We start from the raw sequence: 25092 nt of genomic DNA on the forward strand, positions 1-25092 counted from the left end.
TCGATAAAGCGCCTCTCACGACGGTTTCAATTACTGGAACTTAGCGGTAAAGGAAGCTCCTTCCGTCGGTTCAACCAAGCGAGGATTGTCAGTGACGCCATCACTCCAGCCAGTAAACACAGAACCAGCATCAGGGACAGCCGTCAAGAGAATCGGGTTACCCACAAAGAACTTGCCCTTGTAACTCGTAGCACCATTCGGGAGTGCAGCTCCTTCCATAAGCACCGTGCCCTTGCCAGATGCAGCGATAGTCACAGAAGCCGTACCGCTCAAACCGAATTCTTCTTCGTATTCACGAATAACCTTAGGATCGCGTTTTTCAGCCCATTCCTTCATGCAAGAACCAGTCTTGTCAAATCCATGACCGCAAGAGTTTTCATACCACTTCTGGTCCTGCTTGAACTTAGCAAGGTCGCGCGTCATTTCGTCAGCATCGATTGTCGCCGTCATAGCGTTGACGATCTTAGTCACGTTAGCAAAGTTCGTATAGCTATTGAACATCACAGCAGAACGGTTAATGAACATGCGCTTGAATTCCGGATTCTTGATGAGCTGGATATAGAGATTTGCAAAGCAGCCTTCTACCTTGCACGGCTTGTTTCCACCACCCTTCTTGATCCATTCAAACATATTGGTTTCCTGGGTGAATTCCTTATTGTTCACGCCCCAAGTCCAGTCAAAGCCGTGGTCAAGGTCATAAACCATGAACTTCCACGGATGTTCTGGAGCAGACCAGGCACGCACATTATTATTCGGCCAGTCACCATTGTGGATATAAATTTCAGCAGCCATGTAGTCCGCCAAGTTGCCCACATCGAGCATCGTCTTCACCGTTGCGTAATTTGCATTATTTTCGCCGGAGAAATCGTTCTTGGCAACAAAGCTAAGCATTGCCAAGTAAGCATCCGTCGTACCGTTGCTGGCTTCAACTTCCTGGCCCAAGTGCTTGATAAAGTTCACGGAGCTCGATTCAATCTTGTAGTTCGTTTCTACATAATGCTTATTGAAACGTTCGCGCATGTCGTGAATACCATAATACTTGCCATTATAGAACACCACGACCTGACGGCTTCTCTGATAGTCTACGCTAGTACCTTCGAGGAGAGCGCCGCCCATAGCATCTTCAATGTAGTCACTGACAAAACGGTTACCGTTATTACGGAGGTTAAATGCCCTATACTTGTCATTCACGCCCTTGCGGGTTTCAAACAACGGATAATTGACACTACCGTCTTCGTAACCTTCACGAAGGTGGATAGAAACAGACTTCTTATCATTCAAGCGGCTATATCCGCCCATCAACGAGATGCCTGCATCCATTTCCCAGGTAGCGCCATCCTTTGTAGAAGAACCCTTTTCAAAATATTCCACATGAATCGGAAGTTCTACATCAGCATAAAGGCCAGCACTGTCCTTGCAACCCTTCGGAGCGTCGCAGCTCGTCTTGATGTAATGTTCGCGGAAGAAGCTGGAATCCACGCTAATGGCGACAACAGGCATCTTTACGACATCTTCGTCCACAAAGAACGTGCGAGTCGTAACCTTGTTCGAAAGAGCACCCTTCTTGAACGTTGCGCAACGGAAAGCCATGCTATGGTCAATCGTCTTCGGGGAATTGAATTCCGGAGAATTTTCAGTCGGCACAGAACCATCTGTCGTGCAGCGGAGTTTCACGCCATCTTCAAGAGCCGGCGGATTCAGAGTAAATGCATCGTTATAGAAACCGGCCTTGAGTCCGCTCATATCCGCAGCAGGGACGATTTCATCATAAGCCTTGGATTCTGTATTCGGCTTTTCCGGAGTCGGCTTATCAAAGAACTTCCAATAGCCACCATCGACGATACCCCAGCTGAGGCCACCCAACAATTGCGGATAAGCAACCGAGTCGCGGATTCCATTGTATCTGTCGATCAAGTAAATCGTACCGCCGTCTTTATCCAGCTTCCAGTTCGTGTGCGGACGCGTATGGCGATCGCCGATATCGGCACTTTCCACAGCGGAAATATCTTTCCTGTCGCAGAAGACAACTCTAAAAGACTTCGCCTTAATAATATTGCTACCAAAAACCCACTTGCGCAAGTTCTTCACATTTTCAACAAGTGTGTAGCCCTCTAGGTCAATATCTTTATCACTAGAGTTGTAAATTTCCACCCAGGACGGATCATCGCCATTTTCGTCCAGCCAGTCCATGTTCAACGGAGCAATTTCCGTTATACGCAATGCAGATTGTCCAACCCAACGAAGTACAGTATCTTCAGGGAGATAAACAACAACGGTTTCAACAATAGTATCGGTACCAATAACCCTTATGATGGTATCTGTATGTGGATTCAGTGGTATTACGCTCGTATCATTGCCGTTAATGATCGTATCATTGCATGTACCCGGCACTTGGCACTGCTGCCCAGGTATATTAGAACTCGGAGCATTAAAAGAAGCATCAGCATTCTCTTCAGCACAACCTATAACAAATGCTGTACCAAAAACCGCAGTCAGAGAAAGAATCTCTTTAATCCATTTTTTTGAGCGAATCACGGCGACCACCTAAAATAAAAAACACACTACCCCATGAATTATTCCATGGGACACCTTATTATTCCATCCAACAACACTAAATTTAGTAGTTTTTTTAAAAAAATAACAGTAATATTCTCTTTACCCTTGACAAGCGGAAAATAAATATCTATAATTGGGTCACCAAAATGGTTCTGTAGCTCAGTTGGTAGAGCAGTGGACTGAAAATCCGCGTGTCGTTGGTTCAATTCCAATCGGAACCACGAAGAAACCTCGGTGAAAACCGAGGTTTTTTCTTTATTTTCGGCATTTTTTAATTGTCACCCCGGATTTATTCTCTTTGACCACTTAGAGCTTTAGCTCTTATGTGGTCATGATCCGCGTATGGGGACGGGGTCACCATCCCGTAACAAGCATTGTCATTCCCGCCTTTTGTCATCCCGGACTGAGCTTGCCCCGGACAAGTTCCGGGGTTCCGGGAGGGAATCTCCCTCTTGCAATACCAAAAAGAAAAGCCCGCACAACGGCGGGCATGGCAAAAAAGACGATGTGATTTATTTCACAGGTGGCAAGAGCTTTTTCTTGACGAACTCACCATCTGGTTTATAGCAAGAGTAAAATTCGTCCCAGTGCTCCATGAGAATATCGATGAGCTCCGGCTGAAAATGCGAGCCGCTGGATTTTTTCATCTCTTCCTTGACGCGGTCTTCGGTCCAAGCGGGTTTGTAGCAGCGCGGGCTCGAAAGGGCATCAAGAACATCGGCCACCGCACAAATGCGGGCTGCAAGCGGAATTTCTTCGCCTTTAAGCTTATCCGGGTAACCAGTACCGTCCCAACGTTCATGGTGGGCACTCGCAATGTCAGACGCCATGCAAAGCAAATCCGTCTTGGAATCGCGCAACAACGTACGACCGATAATGGAATGACTCTTCATGATGTTGAACTCTTCAGGCGTCAGCTTGCCCGCCTTGTTCAAAATCATGTCCGCAATACCGACCTTGCCAAGGTCATGGAGCGGAGCCGCATAGTAAATCAGTTCCTGCAGATCAGGCGGGAGTCCAAGATACTTGGCGAGCTTCAACGAAATTTCAGCGACACGGTGAATATGGTCGCCCACTTCCTGACTGCGGAATTCGGAGACCTCGCCCAAAATACGGATAAGCTCCATATGAGCGGACTTGAGTTCCTCGGCCTTGCGTTCCAACTGTTTCGCATAACGTTCCAGTTTCTGCGCACGAATTGCAGATTCAATCGTCTTCGCAGAATAGACCGAAATAAGCTTGAGGCGTTCCAAATCCTTCTTGGAGAAGAATACGTTATCGCCAACCTTATTGATAGCTTGGAATACGCCCATCACGCGATTATCGCTTTCAAGAGGCATCGTCATGACAGACGTTGTATGATAGCCGTTCTTGATATCGCTACGACGATCAAACCTAGCATCGCGGTACGCATCATCGACCAAAAGCGGTTCACCAGTCTTAAGCGAATAACCGACAAAACCAGCCGAGAGCGGAATGCGAAGTTCACTTACACCATGAGCAACCTTGGTCCACAGTTCGTTCTTCTCCTCGTCAATAAGCCAGAGAGAGCAACGATCGGCCTGCACAATACGGCGGCCCAAATCGGCCATGAGCACAAGGAGACTGTCCATTTCGTGCTCTGCAGCAATCTTGGGCATATATTCAAACAAGAGAGCGGCAACTTCGCCGTCCCCAAGATCGGTATATGCTCCTTGGTTATTCATCGTATGTAAAAAAATAATTAATCTTCATTAAAAAGCAAAGTATCGTTGACGATATACGGCATTTTTTTCTATTCTTTGCGCACCAATTGGAGGAATAGGCTAATTGGTAAGTCAGCGGTCTTGAAAACCGCCGCCGTAAGGCTTGGGGGTTCGAGTCCCTCTTCCTCCGTAAAAAGCGTTTCCGAACATCGGGAGCGCTTTTTTATTTGTAAAAAGCGCGGCAATCTGCAGCAAAATCCGCCACAGCCGTCGCAGGCTCGTCGTAAATTAGCGTACACACCTTAAGAGGGAACGGAAAATCCGGTCCAAATGCCGCCAAGCACGCCGAAGTCGTCGCCCCCGTCGTAAAAACGTCATCCACAACGACAACACTCCCCCGCGTAGGCATTTTCCGTGGGAAATTTGATACAAACGCACCTGCCACATTCATTTCGCGTTCCTCTTTCGAGAGCTTAGTCTGCGAAACAATAAACGTCTTGCGCTTTAACCAACGGCAAACCTTACCTCCAGTCGCAGTCGCAAGCGCCGCCGCCAAAAGCTCCGCCTGGTTGTAGCCACGCTCGCGAAACCTCGCCCTATGGAGAGGAACAGGCACAAAGTATAGCGGCTGAGCAAGCAATAAAAGTTCCTGCGCCACCTCCCCGAGCTTTACCGCCGACGAATGACGCACTAGGTAAGATGCAAGCCCGGGAATATTCCTGTACTTGAGCGCATGCACCAGCCGCCTGGTCAATGGCCTCATCGGAAAAAGGCAAAACGCATCCTCGTTTGGAAACTTGGGCAAACACGATTCACGCACAAGCTCCGATGCACACGAGGGGCAAAGCCACGGGTCAAGCCTTTCCGAAGAAGTCCCGCACCCCAGACATTCCATCCCGAAAACAAAATTAGCGACCGTCCGCAAAAGTTCCATAAAGCCTCCTGTTATCAAGGAGCACAAAGCGCCCCTACTCTATAACACGCTTTTTCAGACAAAACGAACGGTAAAATTTTATTTAAACAATCAACTAATGACTATTGACCAACAACTAATTACTTGTTTCCCTGATACCGCAGGCACATCAAGAGCCCCACGAGGAACATGCACACAAGCGCAAACGAGCCACCGTAAGAGAGGAACGGCAGCGGAAGCCCCGTCACCGGCATAAGCCCAATCGTCATTGCAATATTCACCGTGATGTGGAACAAGAATATCGTGCACGCGCCCATCGTCACAAGCGTCACAAACGGGTCATCGTTCGTCTTGCAAATCGATGAGGCTCGCCACAAGAACAACGTAAACAGCACAAGAATTGCAGCACACCCGACAAAGCCAAACTGCTCCCCGAGCACGCTAAAGATAAAGTCCGTATGTTCTTCGGGCAAAAACGAGAGATTCGTCTGCGAGCCGTTTCCAAAGCCCTTGCCCCCAATGCCGCCGCTACCAATCGCCGTAAGCGACTGCAACACCTGATAGCCATCGCCAAGCGGGTCACTCATCGGATCCAGGAACGTGTTCACGCGCTTCTGCTGGTGCGGCTCCAGCATGTTCCACACCATCGTACTGGCATACCCCGCCAAGATGTTCGTCGCAATAATCACGCCCGAGAACTTTTTCGACAAATGCCTACGCAACACAGAGAACACGACAAGGCAAATCAAAATGCCCCACAAGACCTGCAACACCATCGACTGCGAATGCGAAAATAGCACCGACAAGACAGGGCTTACAATCAAGAACAAGTCCGTAAACGTGAGGCCCGCAAAAAAGAACCCGACAAGCGTCACTGCCGTAAACACAAGCGCCGTGCTCAAATCCGGCTGCTTCAGCACAAGCAAGAACGGAACAATAAACAGTCCTAACGGCACCAAAAAAGACTTCAATTTATGCAAACTCACCGGATGTTTCGAAAGCCAGTACGAAATCGTAATCAAGTACGCAATCTTTGCAAACTCCGAAGGTTGCAACTTGATTACCTTCAAGTCAATCCAGCGCCCCGCCCCCTTTACATCGCCCGCAAATATGAGCACGAACAACAGCAAAAATAGAGCAATCACATAAGACGGCACTGCCACGCGCTTAAGCCAGTCGATTTTCACAAACACAAGGCCTACCGCAATTGCAATACCGGTCAAGAAGTAAATGATCTGCCTAAACCAGTGCGTATCGTAAACAGCCAGTTCTTCGCCCACAGTCGCCGAATACACGAGGAACACGCCAAACGTCATGAGCGTGAGCGTCACGGCAATAAAGAACCAGTCAAACTTTAATGACTTGTCTTGAATGCGGTCGGTACTCATTCTTGTTCCTCTTCTTCTTTACCAAAAAACGCCATCAGCACCTTACGCGCAATCGGTGCTGCCACAGAGCCGCCGCCACCGCCCGCTTCCATAATCACGGCTACCGCAATTTGCGGGTCATCCAGAGGTGCCACCGCAGCAAACCAGGCATGCGTCTTCTGCCCTTTTTTCCATTCGCCAGAACCGGTCTTTCCGCCCACGCGAATTCCAGGTACAGCAGCTTTCTTGCCCGTTCCTCCCGGATGGTTTACCACAGAGTCCATTGCATTCAAGAGCACGCGATGTGTCTCGGGCTTCATCGTTCCAGGACGGATGATTTCAGGCTCATAGCGGCGCACCACATTGCCCTCGGCATCTTGCAATTCCTTCATAAAGTGAGGCCGATACACGCCCTTGTTCGTCGCCAAAGATCCAATAAACACAGCCTGCTGCAAAGGAGTCACCATCTGCCCCTGCCCAATCGAGAGGTTCAGAATAAGCCCGCGAGCCCAGCGCCAACCCAGGCGCTTATTGCGCCGGTTGAACGACGCTGAATCCGGAAGCCAGCCAGCACGCTCGCCCGGGATATCCACGCCAAGCAACTGTTCACCATAACCAAAGCGGCGAGCAAATTCATTGATACGCGCCATATCGATTTCAAGGCCCGCCTGATAGAAATACACGTCGCACGAAAGGCGCAGCGCATGCACCACGTTCAAGTTTCCATGCACGCCCCAGCATCTCTGGTAACGCGCCCCGTACTGGTAACCGCCCGTACAAGCTTTTGGGTAATACTTTGTCTCCGAAATAATCCCACTTTCAAGCCCTGCCCCAGACGTCACAAGCTTAAAAATCGAAGCCGGCGGATAAACGCCCGAAATCGCACGGTTTGTGAGCGGTCGCATCGAATCCAGCGCCACATGCGCCCAGCCCTTGTTGCGTTCACGACGCTTCAAGGAAAAGATGTTCGGGTCCAGTCGCGGCGAAGACACCATCGCCAAGATTTCGCCATTGCGCGGATCGATCGCCACCAAGGCGCCTTTCGCCGAATCGGGAATCGCCGCTTCCGCCGCCTTCTGCAGTTTCAAGTCAATCGTCGAAACCATGTGGAGTCCCGGTTCCGGCGCAATAAAGCCGCCCACATCCGTAAGCGTACGCACCTCGCGCCCCGAAGCATTCACTTCCACAAGCTTAAGCCCGTTCTTGCCGCGGAACTCCTTGTCATATTCCTGCTCCAATCCTTTTTGCCCCACGCGGTCGCCCTGCGAGTACGATGCATATTCCGGGAGCTTCAGCTGCTCTTCCGAAATTTCACTCGTGTAACCGAGCACATGCGAGGCTAGCGTTCCATAAGGGTATTCACGGCGCGATTCAATAATCACCGAGACACCCGGCAGTTCCGTCGAATGTTCTTCAATGACGGCGACCTGCTCCATCGTCGCATCTTCGAGAATGCGGACCGGACGCGTACGCACCCAGCGAATCCTCTGGAACGCCGTATCGAGCGAAAGCGAATCAAAAAGACGCACGCCAGCCGCATCACGGATGTTCAAAAGCTTCTTGAAAATGGAATCCCTATCCGCTTTTTTACGCGGCATTTCAAGCGCCTGGAGCGCAATCTGGTACGAGGGGCGGTTACGCACCAGCACATTCCCGTTCCTATCGTAAATGTAGCCTCGGTCAGCAATCAACTCAATTCGACGCAAGCGGTTATTTTCGGAGCGCTGGAAATTCTCTTCGTAATGCAGGTACTGCAGCGAAAAAAGCTTGAACAAAATCACCGTAAAGACAAGAACCGTCCCCGCCAAAAAAATCAGGACGTTCCAATTCCTACGAACTCGCGCCTCGTTCTCCGATGTATCGTTATACATCCGACTTCTTCCCCGAAGTGAGGTAGAACAAAATACCGCCAATAACTACAGTGTAAATGCTTTCCGGTACCGTTTTCGTCAGGAATAAAGTCGTCACGACATCTCTTTCGAGACCCGTTATGAGGAAATAGAACATATCGTTCACATAAAACGCAAGGCCAAGCACGCCCACTTTCGGAGGCAAGTTCAGCGTAAGGAAATGTTCTTCAAGCTGCCCCACGGCAAAGCCAACAATCGTCATGGCAATGGTATTCGCCCCCAGCCACTCTACCGGCGCATAGACATCCAGCGAAAACCCGGCCAAAAATCCCCAGAAGCAACCCGTACCAGCCCCAAAACGCAAAGCCACGGATACAATGAAAATCAGGATAAAGTCGGGCCCAACGCCCAAAATCTTAAGCCAGTCGCCAATCGTCGACTGCACCGCAAAAGCGATGACAAACATCAGAAGCGTCTTCAACCATCCGTAATTACTCATCGAGCAACTCCTGGATAATCCAATCCGGTTCCTTCTGCATCACAAACACTTCTTCCAAGGTCGAAAATTCCTGGAACGGCTTCACATCCATGAGGCTCATCACGTCCAGATCCGCCTTGCGGACCTTGTGCACCGTGCCCACCGGGATACCTTTCGGGAAAATGCCGCCAAGCCCCGACGTAATGAGCGTATCGCCTTCGGCAACGCCAGCATGCGACGGAATCATCGCCGAAAGCAAATGACCGTCTACAGACTCCAAGAAGCCCACCACACGCGTACGGCGCTCGAGCACGGAGAGTTTCAAGTTCGGGTCCACCATGAGCTGCACGCGCGAATGCGTAAGCGAAGCCTTCGAAATCTTCCCGACAAGGCCGTTCATCGACATCACCGGCATGTTCTCTTTCACGCCGTGATGCGTTCCGCGATTGATTACGAGAGTCGTGAGAAATCGCCCGGGGTTATGCCCCACCACGCGAGACGTCACAATCGGGAAATCCCACTTGTCGTCAAAACGCACCAGCGTATGTAACCTCGCCAGTTCCTGCAAGCCCTCGCTCGCGTGGTAAGTCTCCTGACGGAGCCTTGCGTTTTCCGCCTTCAGATGGTCATTTTCGGCCTGCAAAGACTTAAAGTCGTTCACAGAGGTCATCAAAAGCTGCACCGGGTAAAATACCGTCGAAAGCGCCTTGTCGACAATGCTCTCGCGCACTGCCGTCGAAGACGCATGCATCAGAATCCCTAAAACGAGAAAAAAGGCAAAAGCGACAACGCCATGCCTTTGGGTAAACAGATCGACAATAAAGCGAAAAGCTCTAAGCATCGAAGTGCAATTTCAGAATTTAGGTAGAAGAAGCCACCAAAACAGGACGGTACTTGTCCAGGTCTTCGAGAATGCGGGCAGCACCCTTGCAAACGCAAGTCATCGGATCGTCAATCACGTTCACGGAGAGACCCGTTTCCTTGCGGATACGTTCATCGAGGCCGCGCAACTGGGAGCCACCACCCGTGAGGATGATGCCCTTGTCATAAATATCGGCAGAAAGTTCCGGGAGCGTGATGCTCAAGGCCTGCTTCACGGCTTCGATAATGGCCGTCACCGGTTCATTGATGGCTTCGCGGATTTCGGCGCTACCGATAGGAATCGTGCGCGGCATACCGGCAATAAAGTCAAGACCCTTGACTTCCATCGTCAATTCTTCTTCGAGCGGACTAGCAGAACCGATCTGTATCTTGATCTGTTCAGCAGTGCTTTCGCCAACGCAGAGGTTGTACATAGTGCGAAGGTAGCGCACAATGGCCTCGTCCATTTCATCACCGCCAACGCGCACAGAGCCGTTGCAGTCAGACTTGTTCAAGGCAATCACAGCGATGTCAGACGTACCGCCGCCAATATCCACAATCATGTTACCGACAGGTTCTTCAACAGGAATGCCCATACCAATAGCGGCAGCCATCGGTTCGTGAACCAGGTGGACTTCCTTTGCGCCAGTCATCTTGATAGCATCGATCACGGCACGCGTTTCCACTTCAGTAATTCCGTTCGGAACGCCAACCACCACACGCGGTTTTACCATCCACAACGGATAGCGCTGCACACGCGTAATAAAGGTGCGCAAAAGCGTTTCCACAAGTTCAAAATCAGCAATCACGCCATCGCGCATCGGGCGGATAGCACGGCTTTCGCCAGACGTACGACCAAGCATCTTCTTAGCTTCGCCGCCAATTGCAGTCACGCGATTGCTCTTACGGTCAACAGCAATCACAGTCGGTTCGTTAATGACAATGCCCTGTCCAGCCACGTGGACGAGCGTATTGGCGGTACCCAGGTCAATACCAATATCACAAGAGAAAAGTCCGAACAAAATTTGGCCCTCTAAAAAAGAAATCCCACAACCCAAATATAACTAAATCAAGCCCGTTTATAACCTATGGATTTTTGTCCTTGCCAAATTTTAGAACCTTGGAATAGCGGTCCCAATGCCTGCCATGGACTTCGTAACGATACTTGCGCTTTTCGTACATAGCGAGGTCGCGATAGATGTAAAAATCGACTTCGGCATAGGCTGCATAAATCTCCGCCTCGGCGCCTTCGAACAACCTAAAATCACGAATCTTGTAATACGGTTCATCGAGCAAATCAGCCTTCGTCGCATTCGCATTCAAGGTCTCTGCAACCATGAACTTCAAGTCCTCCTGCAAATACGAGAGGAGCTTCTTTTCGATACGCTCCGTCGGTTCCGAACAAGACGAGAGCAGTACAAGGAATATGAGGGTTAAAATTTTCTTCATGCCCATAAAATAAAAAAAGAAACGCACCCAGATGGAGTGCGCTTCGAAAATTGTTGCTAGTGTTTAGTTGTTGGTCATTAGTCGTTAGAATTATCGACTCAAGCCAATGACCTTAACTAATGACTACTAACCATTGACTAATGACCAGTTAGAACGAATACGTTGCAGAGATTCTGGAGAAGAGACGGCCTTCGCCCTGGAACGGGTTGCGGAAGAGGAGGTCTTCAGCAACGGTCACGTCGATCTTCAACTTTTCTTCGATGTTGATACCGAAACCGAAGCCAACATGGTCCTTAGAGGTACCGTCAGCAAGCGGATTCGTGGTGAAGAAGTTGCCATCGTCCTTGCAGATACCATAATGATCCTTGGTGTACTTGTCAGCATTCTTGTCGTTGACATTGCACTTTGTATAAAGGATAGACTTCTGACCGCCAACACGGATCACGAACCAATCCCACCAAATGTTACGTTCGATACCGAAGCTGATCATGCCACCGACATCGGTACGGTCGTCCCAAATCTTGTTGTCTTCGTTACGGGAATCGTAAGTCCAGACACCTTTTTCATAGAACCAGTCATGAGCCTTTCTCTTGTTATAGATAAAGTCCAAGCCCATCCAGAAGAAGCCACGGTCGAGAGCGACGTTGACACCAACGCCAACCTGAGCATGCTTTTCATCCAGCCCCGGAGCATCGATGAACTTGAGGTTCAAGGCCGGCACGAGTTCGCCGTTAATGGCGTCCAAAGTAAAGAATGCACGAGACTTGATCAACCAGGAGAAGTTGCCATCGTCAAAGAAGTTGTGGTGTTCCGGACCGTACTGGATACGGGCCAAAGCGAGAGAGAATTCCAAGTCGAAGTAGTTCGTGAACTGGAAGTTCATACCACCGTCAGCCTGCACAACAGAGGCAAAGGAGTTCTTGGACACCTGGTAGTTGCCATCTTCACCCTTGTCACCACCATCCTGCGTTGCAATATAAACATGCAAGCCCCAGGCATTGCCGTCCGAGAGCGTACCGCCCAAGAAGCCGTCGAAGTTCGTCACCGTTTCAGGGACATTAGTAACTTCGCCATTGTCTCCGACGACCTTGTTCGGCAAATACTGCATAAGTTCAGCATTCACACGGCCAAAGAGACCACCGATAGAGATACGCGGGTCCGGATTGTTGTCATCGCCAATAGCAATGGAGAAAATGCCACCAAAGCTCGGATGCTGCGGATCAACGTTTCCACCAGCCTTCAAATCGTTGTCGGTATAAGGGCCGAATTCACCAATCAAGTAGTTGGAGTAGAGATTGATGTTTGCAGCGTTATCAAAAATGCTCACATCATCCATGATGTAAGTGGTGTTTTTGCCCATAGATTCAATACGGGCGAACGTTGCAAAGGCAGATCCGACACCAAGAATTCCAAATGCGGTACCGACCGCAGCTACGGTTTTTAAGTTCATGGAATAACTCCTATTGAAAATTCTTTTATAAAGTTAGTTTTATAAAAGAAAAAACGCAACAAAATTTTAATGAAAGACCATTTTTTTTGACATTATACCCAAAATCGAGATACAAAAAAAGACCAGACTCGCGTCTGATCTTTTTTTCAAGCTTTTGAAGTGAATTATTCGGAGAACGTGAACGGAATCGTAACCGTAGTGTTACCGGACTTCACCTTGCTGAAGGTCCAGCGGCTCACTGCATTCTTGACTTCGGAGTCGAATTCTGCGAAACCGGTCGTCGAAGAAACAGTGGAGATGCTGATGATTTCGCCACCCGGAGCGATCGTGAATCTCAGAGTAACCTTACCCTGGAATCCCGGCTTCTTCTTCAGGCACTTGTTATAGATGTGGCGAAGACCCGGAGTACGCTGGCGGACAACCTTCATGATGTCTGCAGCGGAACGAGAACCACCACCGGCACCCATGTCGATATCACGCATAGACGGAGTCTTGATGGAACCCTTAGCCTTAGTAGCGATACCACCGCCACCACCGCCAAGGAGACCTGCAAGGCCGTCACCGATACCACCGGAACCACCTTCTGCATAACCTTCATTGAAGCCACCATTAGCCTTACCGCGACGGCCACCGAGAACGGTCTTACCCGTAGTCTGGAGACCAGCGACGTCCTTGAGCACCTTATCGATGTCCTTAGTGAACTTCTGGTTCTTCATCAAGTCATAAGCAGCAGCAGAGGCATTCTTGGTCTGAGCAGTGAGGAGCTTGAGCACGCCGCGAGTCTGCGGAGCGTTCGGCTGACCCTTACCGCGCGGCTTACCACCGCCACCAGCTTTTTTACGAGGCTTCTTCGGTTCAGGCTTCTTCTTTTCTTCCTTCTTTTCTTCCTTCTGCTCAATCTGCATGGAAGTAGTAAGGTCCACGGAATCAGCGTTGTCGAATACGACTTCAGCAACGACCTGTTCGTACATGGAAGCCCAAATACACATAGCCAAAGCGATCACAAGAGAGACACCGGCGATTGCGCCCATCTTCTTGTCGGATTCCGGCATGAGCGACGCAATAAACGGATCTATGTTCTTCTTTGCCATTGATTATTCCTCCCCGCCGTTCTTTTCCATCACGGCGAATGCGATATTCGTGTATCCGGAGAAGCCACAAGTGGCCATGACCTTATACATCGCATCATACGGGATGTTCTTGTCAATCTGGACAATGATGTGACCAGCTTCGTCAGCAGGAAGGCCCATCTTGAGAGCGTGTTCCTGTTCGATAGCGCGACGGTCCTTCAGGATTTCGTCCACCTTCGTAACGAGGAGGTCTTCCTGAGCGAGAACGTCAGCGGTCGGCACGACCTTTTCATTGTCAACGATAACGTAGTTAGCATCGACCACGACAGTCAAAGAAACTTCCTTCGGCTGGACCTTGGAGGTCGAGATCGGAAGAATCAAGTTTTCTGCCTGGGTCAAGAGCTGACCTTCAGCGTCCATGTTCTTGATCATGAACACCAAGATGATGGTCATCATGTCCATCATGGACGTTAAGGAGAAAGGTACGTCTTCGCTATACTTACGAGATTTTCTAGCCATGATTAACCTCCCAACTTTGCAAGGTTGATCTTGCTGAAACCAGCTTCCTTAGCACGGTCCATGAGCTGGATGATCTTATCGAACTGAGTGTCGTCGTTTGCAACGATGATGATGTTATCAACGTCGTCCAAGTCGATGAACTGAGTATGGATTGCGATCAAGTCCTTAGCAATGAGATCGTATGCGGAGAGCGGATAAACCATTGTCTTGTCACCCGGCTTGAGAGTGCGGGCAGAGTTCGGCTGAAGCGTTGCAACAGCCATGCCCGGAGTCGGAGCCTTGAGAGCGGCCGGCTTCTGCAAACCCATTGCGCCTTCACCCGGAAGGGACAAGAAGTTGTTGGCGCCGTCTACATAAGCACTGTCGGCATGAGCTTCTTCAGAGCTACCGTCGTTCTTATATGCGGCCCAGATGACCTTACCCGGGTCTTCTTCAGATTCTTTCTGAATAGCCCAGAGTTCGATGGTTTCGATTTCGTAGAGATACTTCTCTTTGTCCATTTCGGAACCATCTTTGCACTTCGGTCCATGTCCACTTTCAACAGCCGTCTTCACGTCTTCCATCGGATACGTAACGAGCTGAGCATCAGACTTGCAACGGAACGTCCACATTTCCTTGAAATAGACGTTCGGCTGGAAACCACCGCGTGCACCGATAACAAGGTAGTTGTTAGCGATAGCGAGGGACAAGTTCAATGCCTGCTCATCAGGTGGAGGCGGCACGTCATTGTCCATGATCATCTGGCTGCGTTCAGGCAGATTCACTTCGACAATGGCGAGTTTGGAGAAAGCAGTCATGGTCAAAAGCATAGGAATCAAGATGGTGAACAAGCCCATCGCCGGAAGCAAATCCGGTTCTTCGACCTTTCCTGGTTTCTTGATATTTTTTGCCATGTTTATTTAAACTCCAGTTAAAATTAAACTCTCTGATTGATTATGCGAGGGAGTTGATAATCTTGAGGCCCTTTTCTTCCATTTCCTGGATGAGGCGTTCGGAGTTCATGTTGAGAAGACCAACGATGACGAGGAGCGGAACTGCAGAGAGAAGTCCGAGGAGCGTAGTACCCATAGCGATAGCAATACCATCAGCAAGAGCCTTAGCACGTTCAGAAGCCGGCTTGTTAGCAACAGCGTCGAATGTGTAGATCAGACCGTAAATCGTACCCATAAGTCCGAGCAACGTGGAGATGGAAGCCATAACGGAGATGATGGAGATGTAGCGAGTGAGGCGCGGAGCTTCAGTGAGGAACACAGCGTCAGAAGCAGCAGTCATCAAGTCACGAGCCTTGTCAGCATCCTTGCAGTTGAGCTTAGCAGCGACGATAGCGTCCATAACCTTAGCGATCGGGAGCTTGGAGCTCTTAGCGAACTGGAGAGCCTGTTCGAGTTGGTTCTGCATGACGAGCTTACCGAAATCGGCCATGAACTTACCGCGGCCCTTGGAGCTCTTAATCATAATGTAGGTAACACGTTCCAGGGAGAAGCCAAGGCCGATGATGAACACGACCAAGATGATCCACATGAACTGGTAACCATCAGATTCAGGGCTGAAGGATTGAAGCAATTTAGACATTAGAGACTCCTTTAATTGAGTTATTGTTTTTGTTGTTTTTGATAATCTTCGTTCATATTTATTTTTTTTTGGAGCGTTGTGGGAGATTTTAGTAGTAAAACTTTCTTTACCGCTAGGCAATCGCCCTCAAGCCCAATAAAATAGGGGAATCCCATGAACTAGGATTCCCCGTAAAATAGTTTTTACCGCTATTTCTTCTTGCCTTTTTTGCCCTTTTTCTTGGACTTTTTGGCTTCAGACTTAGCCTTCTTGCCCTTCTTGGACTTCTTGGAGGTCTGTTCAACGGCTTCTTCATCGCTAGAAGATTCAGAAACAGCTTCAACACCTCTTTCGGATGCCGGGATCAAGCTCGGGTTAGCAGTCCATTCCTTGAGCTTGGCGAGTTCTTCTTCAAGCTTTGCACGATCGTCCTTAGTTTCCTTGACGATGTTGCGGAATGTAGCCACCTTTTCTTCCAAGGTCATAGCGTCAGACTGTTCAATCTGTTCGATACGAGCCTTCAACTTGAAGTAGGTCGGGTCAGCGAACAGCGTGGACGGGTCGAACTTTTCGATCTTGGTATTGAGATCTTCGTTAGCTTCGTCGAGCTTTCTCAAGGTTTCGAAGAGCTTGGTCGTCCATTCGTTTTCGATACCGTAGTGAGCAGAAGCCTTGATACCGGTTGCGCACTGCGGGATAGCGAGCTGCTTAGCGGCATCAGAACGGCTGTTCAATTCTTCACGGTAGGCTTCCAAGTCTTCATGGGCAGCCATGATAGCGTCATCCTTCACCATGCCCTGGCCGATGTATTCACGCACGATCAAAGCACTATCCGGAAGCGGGGAGTTAGCGAATGCGTCAGCAACTTCGACGAACACAGCGCAGCCCTGGTAGTACATTTCGATGTAGCCCATTTCTGCAGCGATCACGTCCTTGTTGTAGAAGCCCTGGTCACGAGCAAGGTCGATGTTCTTCTGGAAGATCGGACGAGCCTGTTCGTAGTAAGACGGGAGCTGCTGCACAATGCCAATGCGTTCTGCAAACTTTTCTTCTTCCTTCTTACCGTTGAGCTGCTGTTCACGAATCTTAGCAGCCATCGTCACGAAGAGCATACCCATCTTGTTGGTGGCACGGAAGGTCCACTTTTCAGATGCGTAAGCAGCAGACTTGGAGTAGTGACCCATAGCCTTCTGGAGGATTTCAACCAAGCTCTTGATGATCTTGGCCTTTTCCTTTTCCTTGCCCTTCAAGACAACCGGAGTCATCTTGTTGTATTCGTATTCACCCATGTAGAATGCAGCTTCAGCCGGGATAGCAGCGTCTGCGTTCTTGATCTGCAAACCGTACTTGTCGTAAGCTTCAAGAGTCTTCTTGTAAGCGTCAACAGAGTTTTCCATATCCTTCACGTTGCGGTAGGCACGTGCGATACCGATGTAAGCAGCGATGAGCTTTTCCTTGTCTTCCTGGTACATCTTGATGAAGTTGCGATATTCCTGGATGGCGAGGTCCCACTTCTTAGCGTTAGCGTATGCCATCGGGATAGAGAAGGCAGCGTCAACAGCGTAAGAGCTCTTCGGATAGTCGCGGACGAGGTCCTTGGAGCAGCGGATAGCTTCGTTGGTCATCTTAGCTTCGTCGTAGCTCAAGCATGCGCTATAGAGGAAGGACGGAGTTTCTTCGTTCTGCGGATAACGCTTGTAAGCAAGTTCGAAGGTAATAGCAGCCTGCTTCTTATCCGGGATGGAGTCATAGGTCTGAGCGGCAAAGCCGATTGCCGAGAAGGCCATGGAGTCCTGCGGGAAGTTGTCAGTAATGAACAAGAACGTCTTGGCGGCCTGAACCGGCTGCTTGTCCTTCTTGTAGTTGCTTGCAGCACGCAAGATACCCTTAACCGTGAGCGGAGACTTAGCATAGCTCTTCGGGAGGAGCATGAACGTTTCAGCAGCCTTCTTGTACTGGTTGGTTGCTTCGTAAGCGGCAGCGGCTTCGAAGATTGCCTTGTCAGCAATGTCGATGTTCGGGTAGCGCTTCACGAGGTCCAAGTAAGCCTTAGCACCAGCTTCGTTCTTGCCAGCCTTGACGGAGGATTCAGCCTTCTGGAAGAGAACGTAAGCGATAGCCTTTTCGATTTCAGCAGCCATGGAGTCGTTGCGAGTTTCCTTGGCCTTGTACTGCTTGAGGAGCCATTCGAATTCCGTGAGGGATTCGTCGAGCTGGTTGGATTCCAGCAAGGACTGGGCAAGCATACGGCTGATGAGCAAAATGTACTGGTGTTTCGGGAAGTCCTTCTTGAGCTTGCGGAGGACGTTCACGGCAACACTGAACTGCTTTGCATCGTAGTGAACGATAGCAGCGTTGTATGCAAGTTCTGCAGCTTCCTTGTTCTTACCGAACTTGGCCATGTACTTATCGACCTGGTCGAAGTAAGCCTTGGTTTCCGGCAAGTTGTAAGCCTGGACGGCGTCATCGTTAGCCTTGGTCTTGCGAGCATTTTCGCGAGCCTGGTCCATCATGAGAACGGCGTTGTAACCAGCTTCGTCCTTGGAGAGGAGCGTGCCAGAACCCATTTCGCGACGGCCATAGCGGGTCGTATCGGTTTCGACGATCCAGTTGAACATCTTGGCTGCGTTAGCATGCTGACCCATTTCCTGGTAAACGAGAGCGAGGTTGATGTGAACCTTGTATTCGTCCCAAGTCGGTTCCTTGGCATAACGCTTGAGGAATGCTTCATAAGCTTCGATAGCCTTAGCATACTGTCTCTTGCCGCCTTCGATATCACCTTCCTTGGTGAGCTTAGCAGCCTGAGCGTGATGGTACTGCGGAATGTCGAGCATAGCGCCACGGATGGCTGCTTCAGCATTCTTCACAGATTCCGGATACTTCTGGTTCTTCTTGTACCAAGAAGAGTTGCGGTCGTAACGCTTCACGACTTCATAACGGTGAGCCTGAGCGTCTTCGAACTTCTGCTGCACGATCAAGATTTCGATCATGGCAATATCGGCGAGCGGAGCGTCGATATAGTCCGGGTTGATGTTCATCAAGCGCTTGAAGGACTGGACAGCTTCTTCGTTACGGTCATGGTCCTTGTTCTTCATACCGATACGGTAGTAGACAGAGTCCTTGAACGGAACCTTCTTGTCCCTCAAGAAAGCTTCAGCTTCCTGGACACCACCACCTTCCAAGTCAGAGAAGGAAGCAGCCATGAAGTCCATAGCTTCTGCGCGCAAGTCGTTCGGGTATTTACCCTTGTCAGCGCCGACGATGTAGTCGAAGTACTGCTTAGCAGCAATTTCGTATTCGGCAGTGTTATAGTAAGATTCTGCCAAGTGGTACATGGCAAGTGCAGCTTCCTTACCCGTGAGGTTTTCGAAGCCCGTCACCTTCTTATAGGCTCCGATAGCGTCCTTGAACTTACGGTTCATGAAGTGGTATTCTGCAATACGGAGCCATGCCTTCGGCACAAGACCGTTGTCCGGGAAGTCGCGGACGAGCTGCATACGGAGCTTGTATGCCTTGTCGTCTTCGCCGCTAGCTTCCTGCACTGCTGCAGCCTGGTAAATCACGGTCGGAGCCTTGGCTTCCTTCGGATACTTGTCGATGTATTCGAGGAAATAGCCCAAAGACTTCTGGTGATCCGGCTTCGGGAACTGGCCAATGTTGGCGCACTTTGCCGGCTTGTTATCACGGTCAGCGCACCATGCGACATCTTCTTCATACTGGGCGTTCTTGTCGAGGAACTGCTTTTCTTCGAGCTGGAACTGATAGTGACCGAGCTGTTGCAAGGAGCTTGCGCAACGGTTGCTCACCTTGCCCTTGCAGCGTTCTACCTGACGTTCCCACTGGGCGATAGCATCGCGCATGCCCTGTTCGTCGAGGCCACCAGAACGGCAAGCCTGTTCAGCCTGGTTCTTAATAACTCTATAGGAACTGGCGCACTGTTCATAACCAGAGTTGCCCTTTCCAATGGATTTGCACTTTGCGTAAAGATTCTTTGCTTCGGTAGTCTTATCTTTACACGGGTCCGATGCAGCAAAAGATGTTCCGGCCATGGAGCAAACAATTGCTGAAACGAGCAATAGATTTTTCATCGTTCTCTATCCACCTATGATTATTTCTAAAAAATAAAAAGGACGGACCCGGTTTTAAGCGGGCCCGCAACTATAACTATTAGAGGTCATCCTCCAACGAGGGCATTTCAGATGCGCCAGAATTCTTCGATGAGCCACCGCCAGCACCACCCATCTTAGACAAGAGGGTAGCCTTTGTAAAGCCAGCGTCATCCAAGATACGCTTACGGTTGGATTCGAAGCGGTCACTCTGGATGGATCTCTGCATGAAGGAAGCGTAATCTTCAATAGCTTGGTTAGCCTTGTTGAACGTCGGACGCAAAGCTTCGCGCTTGCTTTCCACACGCGGAGTCGGAAGCTGGCGAGCAAGATCCAAAGCAATAACCTGAACGGAGTCGAACTGGCTCTGCATTGCATCGTAAGCCTGACGAGCGCTGTCGCGAGCGGCAACAGACACAATCGGCTGTTCCGTGCGCTTTTCAGCCTGAGTCAAAGCTTCAAGAGCGTCCTGATAGTTCTTCTTCATGAAGTGGCAGTAACCAATCACGAGGTAAGCTTCAGACACGAGGAAGGATTCCGGAAGGTTAGAAATGATCCACTTGGCCGGCTTGATAGCTTCATCCGGCTTGTTGACCTTGAGGAAGGACCATGCAATACCGAGCATAGCTTCATCGAACACCGGAGATTCCTTCTGGACCTGGCCATACATCTGAGCAGCAGCTGCGATGTCCGGCTTTTCACCAGAGAAGAAGAGGTGGCCGAGCTTAACTCTTGCAGCGTCCTGAAGGTCGCGTTCAGACTGGTTGGAAACCGGCTGTTCCGTAATGTCACGGAAGCAGTTTTCAGCTTCATCGAACTTACCCATACGGCTGTTAGCAATACCCATGGTATAGCGAGCGTAGAAGTAGTTTGCGTTACCCGGGAGGATGGAGGCGAGCAAGTCGACGCATTCCTGATAGAGGCCCTGTTCGAACTTGATCTGGCCAGCAACGTAGTCAGCGTCAGCCTTCACGTCGCTTTCACCAAACTTCTGAGCAATGTTCTGATACTTGGTCATAGCTTCCGTGTACTTGCCTTCCTTATAGTCGATGTTCATCAACTGGAAGTGGTACTTAGCACGCTGGTCACTCTGCGGATAGCGCTTGATAGCGTCTTCGTAGACGGACTTAGCAGCCTTGTGCATACGGAGGTTTTCGAAAGACTTTGCCTTGTAGAAAGCAGCCTGGTCCACCAAGTGGAATGCCGGGTACTTGGTCTGAACCTTACCGAAGGCATAAGCAGCTTCGAGGAACTGACGGTTCAAGTACAGACGCATTGCAGCGCGGTAGTCGTTTTCAGGTTCGATCTTCAAGCGGCGATAACGTTCTTCACCGATTTTTTCTTCACGGGTATCACCGAAGCGAGAAGTAAGCTTGACAGCCCACACAAAGCCACGGTTCTTCTTGGCCCAGAGATCGTCGTGAGACATTTCGAGGTCGAGAGCGAGGTAACGGAAGATGCTCACATCCTTGACGTTAACCGTAGCGCCGATGACCGGGTAGCCTTCCTTAGTGAAGCGAGCACGAACACCAAGGTGAGAAGAAAGGTAGTAAGTCAAGGTGAAGCTCATTTCGAGGTTAGCACCCTTACCACCTTCATCGGAATCATGAATGATATCAATGAGGGAGAATTCAGCCTTCATTTCGAGGAGACGGTTGAATCCGCGATAGAAGAACGAAACGTTCAGGTTCGTCGGGATCTTATAAGCATCAGCTGCGCCCATGAGAACGAACTTGAAGCTACCGTCACCATCAGCTTCGCTGACAGCCGGAGCAAGAAGGTTCTGGACGGCAACGCCGATGAGCAAGTAACCGTACTTCGAAGAAGCAAGCGGGTTCCAGCTCAAACCTACGTCAGCACCAACCGTGAGCTGCTTGAGTTCATCAAACTGGTTGATGTAAAGCACATCGAGGTTGACACCAAGAGAGAGCAAGTGGAAAAGTCTGTAAGCGTAACCGAACTGAGCGGCAATTTCGCCATAGGATTCACCACCTTCAATGGAAGCACCGTTTTCGAAAAGGGAGAAGCCCAAAGTGTGCTTGTAGTCAATCGGGTATGTCAAGCTGACATATTCCTGGCTAGCTTCGCCACTAATGGTGCTAAAGAATGCAGCGCTGAATTCGAGCTGATCGGTTTCAGAAATACCAGCCGGGTTCACGTACATGGCGGTGTTACCACCAAATTCTGCAAACCAGTCATTCTGCTGATACTTATTCGGCGTGTAGGTTGCCTCTGCAAACAAAGAAGTGCTGGCTACGGCAAGTCCGAGAGCGGACGTCTTGATGAAACTAGTACGCAACATCACCTACTCCTTTACTTAATATCCGTGCGGATGAACTCGATACGGCGGTTCTGCGCACGTCCTTCAGGTGTCTTGTTGGAAGCAACAGGCTTAGTATCGCCCATGCCCTTAGTCGTCATACGGCTTTCGGTAATACCCTTTTCGACAAGGAAGTTCTTCACAGCGTTTGCACGGTCTGCGGAGAGGGTCATGTTCTTGTCCTTGTTACCGATGTTATCAGTATGACCAATAATTTCGAAAGTAGCTTCCGGGAAGGTTTCCATGATATCGACGACCTTCATCAAGGAGATGTAGGAGTCCTGAGTAATCGTGGACTTACCAGATTCGAAGTTCACACCTTCAAGAACGAAGACCTTCTTCGGCGGCTGCGGAACTTCATCCGGGCAACCATCGTCGTCCTTGTAGTTGTTGAGAGATTCAGCCTGTTCCGGGCAGAGGTCCACACCCTTACAGATGTGAGCGTACTGGGAAAGCATACCCTTAGCTTCAACCCACGGGTCGCAGAGACCATCGCGGTCGTTGTCGGCATCCGGGCAGCCATCGTCGTCCTGGAAGCCATCGAAGTCTTCGGCTTCTTCCGGGCAGTTATCGAAACCGGTGCAAACGCCAGCATACTTTTCGGAGAGACCTTCTTCAGAAACCCACGGATCGCAAAGGCCATCGCCATCGGTATCCGGATTACGTGTTTCTTCGACAGCTTCTTCTTCCTTAACGACGTCAGTTGCAGTAAGACCAATATCCAGCTTGCCCTTTCCGCGCTTGATCATCGGAGAGGTGGACTGGCAGAAGAAGTTCGGGTTGCCGAGAGACGGGCTGATGAACTTCGGGTCCAAGGACACGTTCGTGCGGTTCACCTTGATGAACTGGTTGAACGGGTAGTAGTTCTTGTAGATGTTGTTGTATTCCACCTTCGTCTGACCGGCAGCCGGGTCAGCAAACACACCGTAGTAGTGGTTTTCCATGAAAATGTTGTTACGAGCGACCAGGTTAGTCGGTCCCTTCAGCGTAAGGCCGGAGTAGCCATTGCGAAGCACAACGTTCTGTTCGATGTAGGCATCGAGAGACTTTGCACCCCAGGCGAGAATGCCGGACCAGCGGTTGCCGTACACCACGTTGTTGCGGAGCCACGGCAGAGAAATAAAGGCACCGATACCAGTTGCATGGTTATCGATCACATAGCAATGATGAATGTAGGGGGCTGCGTTTTCGCAAAGGATACCTTCGAGACCGTTCCTCACAGTGAAGTGCGACATTTCTGCGCCCGAAGTACCCATGACGGTCGGACCGCGACGGCCACCATCGATAATGGTAGACAAGGGGTCCTCGCCCTTGAGAACAACACCCATGATCAAGGTGATGTTTTCGTTATAAACACCGCGTTTGACAAGGATTGTATCCCCGGCATCCGCATTTCCGAGAGCATCTGCAATCTTTGCGAAATCGCCAGGAACGTTGATATTCTTCGCCATGGCGGTTCCAGAAAGAAGCATCGCCCCGGCCGTAATTAAGACCAGTTTCTTTAGGGTCATACTGCTACGTTTCTCCAATCATAGAACACTTAAATTCGTTAAACATACGTTTGCCAGTTTGGCAAACACAAAACCCATGTGGGAATATACCTTCAAAAATGACTTTAGTCAAATACTTTTCGTCAAAAACGCCATTTTTCGTGTAAAAATTACACAGGTATAGCCATTTGGGGATAACTTATCTGTCAATCCTCGCTCGGAAGATCGTCCTTCTCCTCCTCCTTCTTTGCACCTTGAATTGAAACGCGGATCTCTTGGCAGGTCTTCTTGATGTTCTGCAAGACCTTGCGAGCGCGCGTGCCAGCTGATTTGTTGCCGCGTTCGAATTTCTCGTATTCGCGTTTGAAATTTTCAATTTCTAGTTCGAGATCGTTTACTAAACTCATAAGCAAACTCCAAAAAAAGATGCTTTTTGGAAAATAAATAAAGTTTTTGCTAAAAATTCGCCGTTTTGCAAAATTACGTTTACGTTTATAAACTATTACATAGAATAAAGCTTATTCAACAGCTTATCAACAGCGTGATAACCGCCACAGATTTTCAAGAGCCCTCCAACCCGCCTCGCCGACATTTTCGGAGAAGTCATTTACGAACATTGCGATGTGGGACTTGATGACTTCATCGTCATCGATCTGTGCTTTTTCGACGATAAAAGGGGTCACTGGATTATGCCTTTGACGGGCAATTTGGAGACTGCGCCGGATTTCATTTTCGACAGATTCGATAGTCGCATACCCCAGTTCCTTTTTCGCAACCGCAATTCCAAGCGGAATTGGAGAACCCGTTTCTTGCTCCCAATAGGCGCCCAAGTCCTGCAAAAGGTGTAGACCGTCACGCTTCCACGTAAAGCGATGCTCGTGGATAGTAACGCCCTGAGGGATATTCTTGTTCAGGAGTCCCTGATAAACCTCGTTAAAGAGGGCGTATTCGAGTTTTGGAGCGTTTTTGAACTGATGGGCGTACCAAAACTTGAAAAGGAGCGCTGCGGTCGTATTGGCGCCCGGAAGGGTCGTCGAGAGCTCCGGATTGAACGTACCCGACTCCGAAGAGAGTAAAAGCGGGCCACAGCCGTACCCGATAGCTCCCCCACAACCAAGGCAGCGGTAGGTTTCAGCAATATGGGGATAGACCTGGGCACTAATCTTTGCGACGTCGAGTTCGCCCCGAAGGACCATTTCGTTAAGCGTCTGCACGTCGGCAAACGTCACTTTCCATTCAAATAGGGAATTTTCGAGCCCCTGGAGCAAGGCTTCGTAGATGAACGTGTCATTTGGGCAAGTGGAGATACCGAGTTTTAGTTGCATATGCTGTAAGGAGTAAGAAATTTGATGCTGGAAGTAAATTTAACTGGATTGACGCTTTGCGTCCGAGGCTTTGGCTCAGAAATAGGCTTGCAAGCAACCTGT

19 protein-coding genes and 2 tRNA genes are annotated in these 25092 nt (G+C 49.8%); 2 read left to right on the forward strand and 19 right to left on the reverse strand.

Features of this window, described 5'->3' with window-relative positions:
* Positions 1-30: 30 nt before the first annotated feature.
* Positions 31-2535 carry a CotH kinase family protein gene (locus B7991_RS13575; protein ID WP_088631364.1) on the reverse strand — a complete coding sequence of 835 codons (2505 nt, stop codon included), beginning with the start codon at positions 2533-2535 and terminating at the stop codon, positions 31-33.
* A 169-nt stretch (positions 2536-2704) separates the two neighbouring features.
* Between B7991_RS13575 and B7991_RS13580 the strand changes: the two genes are divergently transcribed.
* Positions 2705-2777 (forward strand) — tRNA-Phe (locus B7991_RS13580).
* A 291-nt stretch (positions 2778-3068) separates the two neighbouring features.
* Here the strand turns inward: B7991_RS13580 and B7991_RS13585 are convergent.
* Positions 3069-4262, reverse strand: coding sequence for an HD-GYP domain-containing protein (locus B7991_RS13585; protein ID WP_088631310.1), 1194 nt, complete (start codon positions 4260-4262; stop codon positions 3069-3071).
* Between the two features lie 88 nt (positions 4263-4350).
* On the opposite strand from B7991_RS13585, the gene B7991_RS13590 reads away from it, so the two are divergent.
* Positions 4351-4431: transfer RNA gene (locus tag B7991_RS13590), tRNA-Ser, on the forward strand.
* 33 nt (positions 4432-4464) lie between these two features.
* Here B7991_RS13590 and B7991_RS13595 read toward each other — a convergent pair.
* The 17 genes from B7991_RS13595 to B7991_RS13675 all read right to left on the reverse strand — a co-directional run bounded on the left by B7991_RS13595 (position 4465) and on the right by B7991_RS13675 (position 24990).
* A complete protein-coding gene (locus tag B7991_RS13595; RefSeq protein ID WP_088631311.1) occupies positions 4465-5175 on the reverse strand; it encodes a ComF family protein in 711 nt (236 codons plus the stop codon).
* Between the two features lie 119 nt (positions 5176-5294).
* A complete protein-coding gene (gene rodA, locus B7991_RS13600) occupies positions 5295-6542 on the reverse strand; it encodes a rod shape-determining protein RodA (RefSeq protein WP_088631312.1) in 1248 nt (415 codons plus the stop codon).
* Positions 6539-8392 carry a penicillin-binding protein 2 gene (gene mrdA, locus B7991_RS13605; protein ID WP_088631313.1) on the reverse strand — a complete coding sequence of 618 codons (1854 nt, stop codon included), beginning with the start codon at positions 8390-8392 and terminating at the stop codon, positions 6539-6541. The genes rodA and mrdA overlap by 4 nt, the downstream gene beginning before the upstream one ends.
* Positions 8385-8870, reverse strand: a complete 486-nt coding sequence (gene mreD, locus B7991_RS13610; RefSeq protein ID WP_088631314.1) for a rod shape-determining protein MreD — start codon at positions 8868-8870, stop codon at positions 8385-8387. Before mreD ends, mrdA begins: the two co-directional genes overlap by 8 nt.
* Positions 8863-9690: a rod shape-determining protein MreC gene (mreC, locus tag B7991_RS13615; protein ID WP_088631315.1), complete on the reverse strand. Its 828-nt coding sequence runs from the start codon at positions 9688-9690 to the stop codon at positions 8863-8865. Before mreC ends, mreD begins: the two co-directional genes overlap by 8 nt.
* Before the next feature lie 19 nt (positions 9691-9709).
* Complete coding sequence (locus tag B7991_RS13620) at positions 9710-10732, reverse strand: rod shape-determining protein (protein WP_088631316.1); 1023 nt, start codon at positions 10730-10732, stop codon at positions 9710-9712.
* Between the two features lie 64 nt (positions 10733-10796).
* Complete coding sequence (locus B7991_RS13625; RefSeq protein ID WP_235003023.1) at positions 10797-11159, reverse strand: hypothetical protein; 363 nt, start codon at positions 11157-11159, stop codon at positions 10797-10799.
* A gap of 148 nt (positions 11160-11307) precedes the next feature.
* Positions 11308-12609 (reverse strand): hypothetical protein, encoded by a 1302-nt coding sequence (locus tag B7991_RS13630; protein ID WP_088631318.1) that lies wholly within the window; start codon positions 12607-12609, stop codon positions 11308-11310.
* Between the two features lie 164 nt (positions 12610-12773).
* On the reverse strand, positions 12774-13700 hold the full coding sequence (locus B7991_RS13635; RefSeq protein WP_088631319.1) for an AgmX/PglI C-terminal domain-containing protein: 927 nt from the start codon (positions 13698-13700) through the stop codon (positions 12774-12776).
* Positions 13701-13703: 3 nt separating this feature from the next.
* Entirely contained in the window at positions 13704-14198 is a 495-nt protein-coding gene (locus tag B7991_RS13640) for a biopolymer transporter ExbD (RefSeq protein ID WP_014546558.1), read from the reverse strand.
* A gap of 2 nt (positions 14199-14200) precedes the next feature.
* Positions 14201-15091, reverse strand: a complete 891-nt coding sequence (locus B7991_RS13645) for a biopolymer transporter ExbD (protein WP_088631320.1) — start codon at positions 15089-15091, stop codon at positions 14201-14203.
* A 40-nt stretch (positions 15092-15131) separates the two neighbouring features.
* Positions 15132-15770 (reverse strand): MotA/TolQ/ExbB proton channel family protein, encoded by a 639-nt coding sequence (locus B7991_RS13650; RefSeq protein WP_073424959.1) that lies wholly within the window; start codon positions 15768-15770, stop codon positions 15132-15134.
* Between the two features lie 188 nt (positions 15771-15958).
* Positions 15959-19837 carry a tetratricopeptide repeat protein gene (locus B7991_RS13655; protein ID WP_088631321.1) on the reverse strand — a complete coding sequence of 1293 codons (3879 nt, stop codon included), beginning with the start codon at positions 19835-19837 and terminating at the stop codon, positions 15959-15961.
* 79 nt (positions 19838-19916) lie between these two features.
* Positions 19917-22157, reverse strand: a complete 2241-nt coding sequence (locus B7991_RS13660) for a tetratricopeptide repeat protein (protein ID WP_088631322.1) — start codon at positions 22155-22157, stop codon at positions 19917-19919.
* Between the two features lie 11 nt (positions 22158-22168).
* Positions 22169-23686, reverse strand: a complete 1518-nt coding sequence (locus B7991_RS13665) for an OmpA family protein (protein WP_235003022.1) — start codon at positions 23684-23686, stop codon at positions 22169-22171.
* 185 nt (positions 23687-23871) lie between these two features.
* Entirely contained in the window at positions 23872-24072 is a 201-nt protein-coding gene (locus B7991_RS13670; RefSeq protein ID WP_014546551.1) for a hypothetical protein, read from the reverse strand.
* A 126-nt stretch (positions 24073-24198) separates the two neighbouring features.
* The gene (locus B7991_RS13675; protein ID WP_088631324.1) at positions 24199-24990 is read right to left on the reverse strand and encodes a 1,4-dihydroxy-6-naphthoate synthase; all 792 of its coding nucleotides are present in this window, start codon (positions 24988-24990) and stop codon (positions 24199-24201) included.
* Positions 24991-25092 lie beyond the last annotated feature (102 nt).

Origin of the sequence: Fibrobacter sp. UWB3 (assembly GCF_002210405.1) — a bacterium.
Lineage (GTDB): Bacteria > Fibrobacterota > Fibrobacteria > Fibrobacterales > Fibrobacteraceae > Fibrobacter.